This is a genomic window from Bacillus cereus group sp. BcHK124 (genome assembly GCF_027712065.1).
Classification (GTDB): domain Bacteria; phylum Bacillota; class Bacilli; order Bacillales; family Bacillaceae_G; genus Bacillus_A; species Bacillus_A pacificus.
In genome coordinates, this window is the sequence record NZ_JAQFPJ010000004.1 from 144,347 (window position 1) to 156,360 (window position 12,014).

Consider the following 12,014-nt stretch of genomic DNA (forward strand, 5'->3'; position numbering starts at 1 on the left):
TGCGTCATGATATCGATATGACAATTGTCATGTATTCTTTATGAGAGGAATCAATCCGCCATACTGCAAGCGAGTAGCAGGACGAAAATAAACATGATACAATCGGGTAAGATATATATTCGAGGAAGGACAGTGGTTTTCATGATTATTCGTAATGAACAAGATTTAGAAGGCTTACGAAAAATCGGCCGCATCGTTGCGCTTGCACGTGAAGAAATGAAAAAAGAAGCGAAGCCAGGCATGACAACGAAAGAGCTTGATTTGATCGGTAAAAAAGTATTAGATGAGCATGGTGCTATTTCTGCACCTGAAAAAGAATATGATTTCCCTGGCGTAACTTGCATCAGTGTAAACGAAGAAGTTGCTCACGGTATTCCAGGTGATCGTGTATTAAAAGAAGGCGACCTTGTAAATGTCGACGTATCTGCAGCACTTGATGGTTATTATGCAGATACAGGTATTTCATTTGTACTTGGAGAAGATGAAGCAAAAGAAAAGCTTTGCCAAGCAGCTGTTGATGCCTTTTGGGCAGCAATGAAAAAGGTGAAAGCTGGTTCAAAACAAAACCAAATTGGTCGTGCCGTTTCAAACTTTGCACATAAAAATGGATACAATGTTATTCAAAACTTAACTGGTCACGGTATTGGTCTTAGCTTACATGAAGCACCAAACCACATTTTAAGCTATTTTGATCCAATGGATAATGCGCTTCTAAAAGACGGTCTTGTTATCGCTGTAGAGCCATTCATTTCTATGAAAGCTGATCATATTATCGAACGTGGCGATGATGGTTGGACATTCGTTACACCTGATAAAAGCCTTGTTGCACAATGTGAACATACAGTTGTCGTAACACGCGGCGAACCGATAATTTTAACAGAAATATAAAAAGAACCGCTTCTTAATAGGGAGCGGTTCTTTTTACATACTATTTTGAAAAGAAGCAATACGGTTGAACTCTTTTTCATTTACATATATAATTTTTAACGAAGGTTATTGATGATTATCTCTTATAGAAGATAATCAAGGGAGTACCTTCTTTTTTTATTTAATAACATCGATTAAAGTAATGCGTTCTATTTATTATAAAACGCTGTCTTCACTTTGATCTACGAATTGTATACTCTTTTAGATAGTACATATTTTCTTCATTCTGACCAAATTCAAGCTACATTTTATCACTACCTCAATACGAAAGAACTTTTTACAATGGGATACATTATTTTGGTTAGTATGTATCGTAAAACTCACCTTTATAACGATTCTTTACACATTACAAGAATACAAATCCTTATAAAATAGTTTAAGCATTTCACTGCATATTTTTTGTATGTACTTATTTTATAAAGAACCACATAACAACTCGCATTCTATAAAGGTCTGATATCATTCCTTATCAGCATTTCATTCGACATTTTTTGTCGAAATTTGTATATTCACTCCCTATATTATTAAAATATGCATTTGTTTTACGTTACAAGACATCGAATATGAACACTTTTCCTATAGGAGTATACGTAGTAAAGGAGGCATCACGTAAAGCACATTGATCTATGACAAATAATCTCTTCATAAAGCATTGTTATGCAATAGAAGGATTCATAAAGGAGGCACAATGAAAAAACTTTTCAATATATGTTTAATTGTATTCGTACTATTTTCGCAAATTGCTAGTTTTCCATACAATCAAGTAAAAGCGGAAACCTTAACAGGGAATTCATTATTTGACACTGTTGAAATGAAAGATGCAACAAATCATATTATTGACGAAGCATTAAATCCTAAAAACTTAATACAAGTAGGATCAACCATTCACCTAGAATATGCTTGGTCAATAAAAGATCAACAAACAGACTCAGCAGTGCTCCAAATACCTAACGCATTAAAAGTAAAAAGTGACCAACAGGGAAATCTGATGGCAGAGCAACAAATTATTGGTCAATATTTTGTTAAAGCAAACGATAACAAAATGAAACTAGTATTTAACGACCAAGTAAAAGATTCCAAAGGTGCTAACGGAAAAATCAGTATTGATACAGTATTCAATCCAGATTTAAAATCTGGTGCAAAATCTGTTCAACTCTCTTTCCCTTTAGGTGCAACAGCTAAGTCTATTTCAGTTCCTGTTCAAGTAGATAACCCAGCTTCACCTACTACGGATAAGGATGCTGCTCAGCAACCGGCAGAAGAGCAAAAGAACGGTGAGGCTCAGCAACCGGCAGAAGAGCAAAAGAATGGTGAGGCTCAGCAACCGGCAGAAGAGCAAAAGAATGATGAGGCTCAGCAACCGGCGGGAGAGCAAAAGAATGGCGAGGCTCAGCAACCGGCAGAAGAGCAAAAGAACGGTGAGGCTCAGCAACCGGCAGAAGAGCAAAAGAATAATGAGGCTCAGCAACCGGCGGGAGAGCAAAAGAATGGCGAGGCTCAGCAACCGGCGGAAGAGCAAAAGAATGGCGAGGCTCAGCAACCGGCAGAAGAGCAAAAGAATGGTGAGGCTCAGCAACCTACGGATAATCCTGGTGATAACACAACAGAACAGCCTGTTGATAATCCAGATCCATCACCTAAGCAAATTACAGAAAATATTTTAACAGGTGTCACATTAACGGATAAAGACGGTAAACCATTTAATAATACGGATAATCGTCCAAATCCAGATTCTATTACCAAAATCGATTTTACATGGGAAGTTTTAGAGTCACTGAACGTCAAAAAAGATGATTACTTTATTTTCCAACTTCCAGAATACTTTATTGTCCACAATACCATTACAGAAGATTTAATAGATGGACAAGGAAACACGATTGGATCATTCGTTGTTACGCCTGATGGCAAAGTAACGATGACTTTTAACGAATATGTTGAAAATTACCCTAATATAGCTGGGCATTTAAACATTCGTACGGAGTTTAATGAAGTAAAAATTACAGGGACTACCGAAAAACAAATCCCATTCCCTATTAAAGAAAAAGACGTTATTGTTGAGCTTGATTTCAAGCCTAAAGTAAAAAAATCTATAGATAAAAAAGGTGTACCTGATAGACCAATTAATACGAATCAAATTAATTGGAAAGTAGAGATGAACAAGACAAAAGATAAGCTTACAAATGCCGTCTTTCAAGATGATATTCCAAATGGGGCTAGTCTCAACGAAGATTCTATTAAGGTTTACTATTTAGAAGTAGATATTAATGGGAAAACAACTCGTGGTGCAGAAGTTCCTAAAGAAGAATATGAATTTACTTCATCCTCTAATAAATTAAATATCGCTTTCAAAAAAGAAACGAATAAAGCATATGAAATTGAATATGCAACAAAGATTACAGATGAAAGTGTTACTAGTTTCAAAAATAACGCAAAAGTATCCAGCAAAAATCAAAAAGATGTATCTGCGAATGCAACTGTAACTGTTTCACGCGGTACACATCTAGCGAAAAATAGTAGATACAATCCAAAAACACAGACGATTGAATGGACGATTACTTTCAACGGGGACCAGAGAGATATTAAGAAAGCTGATGCGCTTTTAAAAGATGTTTTGGATAAATCTCATAAAGTTGATAAAAATTCTATCGTGGTAAAAAATGCTTCTTATGATGATGCAGGAAAACTTGTTACAGGTGACAACGCCACAAACTTTACTGTAAAGGAAACCGATGAGGGGTTTGATTTACAGTTTAACGAAGATATTAATAGTGCCTATGTGATTACGTATACATCGAAAGCTACGAATGATGTCATAAAAGATGGCGAAATCGAAAATAAAATTATTGCAGATGGTAAATGGAGTCAAACAAACAAAGTTACGTTAAAACAACAAAACATCATAAAGAAACATAATAAAAATGCAAACGATACAGATTACAATGCGAAAACAACAAAATGGACAATTATTGTCAATGATAACAACTACGTGTTAAATGATGCTGTTATCAAGGATACGTTTGACTATGGTGGCCTAACGTTACAGAAAGATAGTTTCAAAATTACAGACGGATCAAGAACGCTTGATCCAAAGTTTGATTACACACTTGATGTAACAGATAAAGGATTTGAAGTGAAACTAACCGGTGATTATAAGTCTAATATGGATAAAACTTTAACTATCACATACACAACAGACTTTAATTACGAAAATCTATCCAAAGAGAAGAATAACAAATCATTCAAAAATACAGCAAATTTATCATGGATAGACATAAATGATAAAAAGAATAATAGCTCATCTGATGATACATTTGATCCTGATTACTACACAAAAGGAAATGGATTTAAATACGGCTCTTACAATGCCCAGACGAAAGAAATTAAATGGGACATAGGGTTTAACTATAATAATAGGCCGATTAAGGATCCTTCTATCGTTGATGTATTAAGAGATAACCAAAAATTAATACCGGAGTCTATTGAAGTTCGACATATGAAATTAACTGGTGGTGCACATGGATTTGAAGTAGGCGATCCTGTTCCTCCTAGCGAATATACGATAGAAAATCCAACAAAAGATAACAACAATACATTAACAGTTCATTTTAAAAACGAAATTAATTCTGCATATTATATTAGCTTTAAAACTTCACTTGCAGGTGAACAAATTAATAAGCGCTACGATAATTATGCCGATTTAAAAGATGGATCGAAAACTGTTACTACTATCCATGGTGCATTTGGGATTACAAACGGTGGTAGCGGTGTTACGAAGACAGCAAAGCAAAATGACAAGTATATTGATTGGAGTGTTTCTATTAACGCAAGTCAGTCAACTATTGAAAATGCTGTCGTAACAGACGAACCGACAGACAATCAAATTCTTGATGAAAAGTCCTTCCATCTATATCCGACAACAGTAGCCGTAGATGGAACTTTAACGAAAGATACAGCAAATGAATTAAAAGAAGGAACAGACTATAAACTCAAAGTAATAACAGACAACGATACAGGAAAACAACAATTTAAAGTTGAATTTCTTCATACCATTGACCGGGCTTATATTTTAGAATATCGCTCACTCATTAATGCAGACCATAATGAAAAGGTAAGTAATAAAGCGACGATTACTGGTCACCGTTTAACATTAACGAAAGTGGAAGATGTTAAGTTCGTTGAAGTTAAAGTATCTTCTGGATCTGGAGGTGGTTCTGCTAATAAAGGACGCGGAAGCCTTCAAATTATAAAGGTTGATGACAAAGATCAAACAGTAAGATTAGCTGGAGCAGAATTTACTTTATATGATCAAACAGGTACAACCGCTATTCGACCAATTACAACAGGTGATGACGGTGTCGCTAAGTTTAACAACTTACGACGTGATAAATATTTAATTAAAGAAACGAAAGCACCTACAGGTTATGTAATTAGTAAAGAATTAAGAGAAGGTATACTTGTTGAGCTAGGTTCTGAAGAAATCACAAAATATACTTTTACAAATAAAAAGTTTGTCGGGAAAGTAGTACTGACAAAGACTGATGCGAAGAGCAGGGAAAGACTTGAACATGCAGTTTTCTCTTTACTTGATCAAAACAAACAAGTTATTCCTGAACATAAAGAATTAACAACAAATGATAAAGGACAAATTACTGTAGATCATTTAAAACCAGGAACTTACTACTTACAAGAAATAAAGGCTCCTGAGCATTATAAATTAGATGATCGACTGATTGAGGTTAAAATCGCGGAAGATCAAACAACAGTAATAAACCGCACTGCAACAAACAGCTTGATTCCAGGTTCGGCCATTTTAACAAAAGTCGATAAAGATGGAAAAACTTTAGCCGGTGCGGAGTTCAGTGTACGAGATCGACATAACAATGTAATTCGTGGATATGAAAAATTAACGACAAATGATCAAGGACAAATTGAAGCAAAAGATTTACGCCCTGGAGACTATCAATTTGTCGAAGAAAAAGCACCGAAAGATTACGACATAGATAAAAAACCAATTGAGTTTACAATTGTAAAAAGTCAAAAGAAAGCAGTTACTGTTACTGCGACGAATCACCTCATTAAAGGTGGCGTCACTTTAACAAAAACTGATGATATCGATGGTACAGCTCTTGCAGGTGCTGTATTTAAAATTGTCGATGCTCATGATGAAAAGAAAGTCATTCGCGAAAATGTAAAAACTGGTGCTGACGGTAAAGTAACTGTTAAAGACTTAGAGCCTGGTACGTATAAATTTATTGAAACAGAAGCTCCTAAGGATTATGTGTTAAATACAAACCCTATCGAGTTTACAATCGATAAAAGCCAACAGTCTTTAGCTACCGTTACGGCAACAAACAGTTTAAAAACAGGCGAAGTTGAATTATTAAAAGTTGATGAATTTGGTGATAAAAAACCTCTACAAGGTGCCGTATTTAAAATTGTTGATGTAAATAATAATGATGTTCGTACTGACCTAACTACAGATGCTGATGGAAAAACAAAAGCTGATAAGTTACGTCCTGGTACGTATAAATTTATTGAAACAGCTGCTCCTGAACATTACGTTTTACGAGCAGAACCTATTGAATTTACAATCGATAGAAGTCAAAAAGAAACGCTACTTGTGAAAGCTGAAAATGCTTTAAAACCAGGAGATGTTGAATTAACGAAAGTTGATGATATCGATGGTACAGCTCTTGAAGGTGCTGTATTTAAAATTGTTGATGCTAATGATGAAAAGAAAGTCATTCGCGAAAATATAAAAACTGGTGCAGATGGTAAAGCTATCGCTACCGACTTACGCCCTGGCGATTATAAATTTATCGAAGTGACAGCACCGAAGTATTACGATAAAAATACAAATCCGATTAAATTTACGATCACAGAAAGTCAAACGACGTCGGCTACTGTTACCGCTAAAAACAGCTTAACAAAAGGCGGTATTGAATTAACAAAAGTGAATGCTGCAGATGAAAAGGAAACACTTGAAGGTGCTGTATTTAAAATTGTTAATAGAGATACGAATGAAGATGTTCGTACGGAACTTGTTACGAATAGTGAAGGAAAGTTAGTTGTAGACGACTTACGTCCTGGTAACTATAAACTTATCGAAACAAAGGCCCCAACTTATTACGATGTAAATGTAGAACCAATTGAATTTACAATCGAAAAAGGACAACAAAAACCTCTTCCACTTACATTTAAAAATAGTTTAACGAAAGGAAAAGTTAAACTTATTAAAGAAGATGATGTGGAAAGTAGTATCGCTCTTGCCGGCGCAGTGTTCACATTACAAGACGCAACTGGCAAAGAAATTGCGAAAGATTTAAAAACAAATGATTACGGAGTACTAGTTATTCCTGATTTAGCACCAGGAGATTATCAATTTATTGAAACATCAGCTCCTGAACATTATAAATTAGATCAAACACCTATTAAGTTCACAATTAAAAAAGGTAGCAAGGATGATCTTCCAGTCCCTGTCACTGTAACAAATAGTTTACTTACAGGTGGCGTTACTTTAACAAAGGTTGATGACGTTGATGGGGCTACTCTTGAAGGCGCAGAATTTATCATTGTTGATGCTCATGATACGAAAAAGGTAGTTCGTAAAGGATTAACTACCGATGAACATGGTAAAGTTTCTGCTTCTGATTTACGTCCAGGTGACTATCAATTTATTGAAGTAAAAGCTCCAAAAGACTATGACTTAAGAAAAGATCCTATCCCGTTCACTATCGGAAAAAGTCAAAAAGAAAATATTAGCGTTACCGCTACTAACAGCTTAACGAAGGGTGGCGTCGTTTTAACCAAAATCGATGACATCGATCGTACAATGCTGAAAGGTGCAATCTTTAAAGTTATTGATATGAATGGTAACGAAGTTCGCACAAACCTTGTTACAGATGAAAATGGTGAAATTTCTGTTTCTAATTTACGTCCGGGTGACTATCAGTTTATTGAAACAGCTGCTCCTGAACATTATGTGTTAGATGAGAAACCGATTCCATTTATAATTGAAAGAAGTCAAACAGAGAAAATTACTGTTACAGGTAAAAATACGTTAAAAAAAGGTAGCGTTGAATTAACAAAAATTGACGATATTGATACTGATACGAAGCTCGCTAATGCTGTATTTAATTTATTAGATGCAGACGGAGAGATAGTTGAAGAAGGCTTAAAAACAAATGATGAGGGAAAAATTGTTGTTGAAAACCTACGTCCTGGCACGTATCAATTCGTTGAGACAATAGCTCCTGAACATTACGATTTAAATAAAAAACCGATCAAATTTACAATTAAGAAAAGCCAAACTGAAACTCTTCATATTACGGCTAAAAACGCTCTAACAAAAGGTGGCGTTGAGCTTTCTAAAGTAGATGACATCGATGGTACTAAACTTGAAGGTGCAGTATTTAACATTGTTGATATGAACGGTACTGTAATTCATAAAGACCTTGTTACAAATAGTAAAGGGAACATCGAAATCGATGACCTACGTCCGGGTGATTATCAATTCATCGAAACGAAAGCTCCTAAGCATTACGTTTTAGATGAAACGCCAATCCATTTCACTATTGAAAAAGGACAGAAGAAAGCTATTTCTTTAACTGCTAAAAATAGTTTAAAACAAGGTAGTATCGAATTAATTAAAGTAGATGATTTAAACGATCAAACAAAACTTGCCGATGCTGTGTTTAATTTACTAGATCAAAACGGTACTGTAATTAAAACAGATTTAAAAACGAACGGTGAAGGAAAAATCACTGTTGAAAACTTACGTCCTGGTACGTATCAATTTGTCGAAACAACGGCTCCACAGCATTATGATTTAGACAAAAAACCAATTGTAATTACAGTTGAAAAAAGCCAAAAAGATATTGCTACCGTTACTATGACAAATAGTTTAACAAAAGGCGGCGTGGAACTTACTAAAGTAGACGACGTCGATGGTACTACACTTGAAGGCGCAGTATTTAACATTGTTGATATGAACGGTACGATAATTCATAAAGACCTTGTTACAAATAGTAAAGGAAAAATTGAAATTAACGACCTACGTCCAGGTGATTATCAATTCATCGAGACAAAGGCTCCAAAACATTACGATTTAAATAAAGAACCAATTCCTTTCACTATCGAAAAAGGACAAGCTGAACCGATTTCTGTTACTGCTAAAAATAGTTTAACAAAAGGTGCTGTAGAACTTTCTAAAATGGATGATATCGACGGTACGGCTCTTGAAGGTGCGGTATTTAAAATTGTTGATATGAACGGCAATGACGTTCGCACTGGCATTACGACAGATGCGAAAGGAAAAGTTTCTATTCCTGATTTACATCCTGGAGACTATCAATTTATTGAAACAACAGCTCCTAAGCACTATAAACTAGATGCTACACCAATTAAATTTACAATTGAGAAAAGCCAAGCAGAGAAGTTACAAGTCACTGCTAAGAACAGCTTAATTGAAGGTGCGGTAGAGTTAATTAAAGTGGATGATATAAATCAAGATACAAAACTTTCTGATGCAGTATTTAACATTATTGATGCGAAAGGTAAAATTGTTCGCACAAATTTAACTACTGATAAAGACGGGAAAGTTTCTGCTTCTAATTTAAGACCAGGAGATTATCAATTCGTGGAAACGAAAGCTCCGAAAGATTATGATTTAAATAAAACACCGATTCCTTTCACTATCGAGAAAAGCCAAACAACTCACGTTTCTGTTACTGCTAAAAATGGCTTAACTAAGGGTGGCGTTGAATTAACGAAAGTTGACTCTTTAGATGCGAAAGAAACGCTAGAAGGTGCGGTATTTAAAATTACTGATATGAACGGTAATGATATTCGTACGAATTTAGTTACCAATAAAGACGGAAAAATCATCGCTAAAGACTTACAACCTGGAGACTATCAATTTATTGAAACGAAAGCTCCAAAACATTATGACTTAAATGAAGATCCTATTAAGTTCACAATTGAAAGAAGTCAAACAAAACATGTCTTCGTTACAGCTACTAACAGCTTAACGAAAGGTAGTGTGGAGTTAATTAAAGTGGATGATGTTGAAGAAAACACAACACTCGAGGGTGCGGTATTTAAAATTGTTAATAAGGATGGACACGACGTCCGTACTGATTTAACTACTGATAAAAACGGCCGCTTAGTTGTGGATGAATTACCACCAGGAGACTATGAGTTTATCGAAACAAAAGCTCCTAACCATTATGACTTAAACGAAACACCTATTAAGTTCACAGTTAAAAAAGGACAAGAAAAAATAGCTTCTGTTATCGCTAAAAATAGCTTAACGAAGGGCGCTGTGGAATTAACAAAAGTTGATGACATCGACGGTGTTACTCTTGAAGGCGCAGTATTTAAAATCGTTGATATGAACGGCAATGACGTTCGTTCTGATTTAACTACTAATAAAGATGGAAAAATTTCTGTTTCTGATTTACGTCCAGGAGACTATCAATTCGTTGAAACGAAGGCTCCTACTCATTACGACTTAAATCAAACTCCTATCAACTTTACTGTTGAAAAGAGTCAAACCGCTACAGCTTCTGTTACCGCTAAAAATAGCTTAACGAAAGGCGCTGTGGAATTAACAAAAGTTGATGACATCGACGGTGTTACTCTTGAAGGCGCAGTATTTAAAATCGTTGATATGAACGGCAATGACGTTCGTTCTGATTTAACTACTAATAAAGATGGAAAAATTTCTGTTTCTGATTTACGTCCAGGAGACTATCAATTCGTTGAAACGAAGGCTCCTACTCATTACGACTTAAATCAAACTCCTATCAACTTTACTGTTGAAAAGAGTCAAACCGCTACAGCTTCTGTTACCGCTAAAAATAGCTTAACGAAAGGCGCTGTGGAATTAACGAAAGTCGATGACATCGACGGGGCTACTCTTGAAGGAGCTATCTTTAAAATTGTTGATATGAACGGCAACGACGTTCGTTCTGATTTAACTACTGATAAAGATGGAAAAATTTCTGTTTCTGATTTACGTCCAGGAGACTATCAGTTTATTGAAACGAAAGCTCCTACTGGATACGATTTAAACGCTAAGCCAATTCCTTTCACTATTACGAAAGGACAATCTCATGTTACTTCTGTGACTGCTTTAAATAGTTTAACAACAGGTTCAATGGAGTTAACTAAAGTTGATATGGATCACAATGGAACACTTGAAGGTGCCATTTTCAATATTTTAAATCAAGATGGAAAAGTAGTACGAGAAGGTTTAAAAACAGATGGGCATGGTAAATTAATCGTAAATGATTTGAAACCTGGTAATTATCAATTAGTGGAAACAAAGGCTCCTACAGGCTATCAATTAGATGCATCACCAATAAGCTTTACAATTGAAAAAGCGCAAGCTACACCACTACAAATTACAGTTTCAAATAAAAAAATCGATTCTTCATCAGGTGGAGAGGAGAAACCAGTTACTCCTCCTAATAAAGAAGAGGAAACAGGAAAAGAAACTTCTGAAGAACTAGAGAAAGGAAATCCTGAAGCACACGGTAAAGGAACTTCCGAAGAACTAGAAAAAGGTAACCCTGAAACACAAATAAACAAACAGCAAGATGACCAAAATAAGGGGAAAGAACTTCCAAATACAGGTCACAAAAAAGATTCTACTCAAACAGTAGGTATCTTACTTCTACTAGCTGGTTTGTTAAGTATTTTAGCTACAAAACGCAAAAAATATTATTAATAGTTTTTCACACCCCATCAAGTGAATATTTGATGGGGTGTTTTTTATACAAAAAAGGACGATACATAGAGTATCGTCCTTTTAACGGGGTGAGGCTGTCCAAAAGTACGGAAAACCTTTGAACAGCCTCGTATTTTCATATGGATGCCTTACATATATCACTGATGATAATTATGAAATGCGGAAACATACTTATCATCACATGATTCAAACACGAGAAAAGAAACCCTACAGTGAATTCTTTTCTCTACATAATCTAAAGTTTGGGTACACTAGATTCATGCAATGTAGGAGCTTTCCAAGCAGAAAGCGAACCTTCATTTAAAATGATAGCATACATATCTCCGTCAAAAAT

At 35.3% G+C, this 12,014-nt stretch carries 2 protein-coding genes; both read left to right on the top strand.

The window, feature by feature from the left end:
* Positions 1 to 93: 93 nt before the first annotated feature.
* A complete protein-coding gene (map, locus tag PDK19_RS09120; RefSeq protein WP_002096176.1) occupies positions 94 to 888 on the top strand; it encodes a type I methionyl aminopeptidase in 795 nt (264 codons plus the stop codon).
* A gap of 727 nt (positions 889 to 1,615) precedes the next feature.
* Positions 1,616 to 11,659 carry a SpaA isopeptide-forming pilin-related protein gene (locus tag PDK19_RS09125; protein ID WP_270707009.1) on the top strand — a complete coding sequence of 3,348 codons (10,044 nt, stop codon included), beginning with the start codon at positions 1,616 to 1,618 and terminating at the stop codon, positions 11,657 to 11,659.
* Positions 11,660 to 12,014 lie beyond the last annotated feature (355 nt).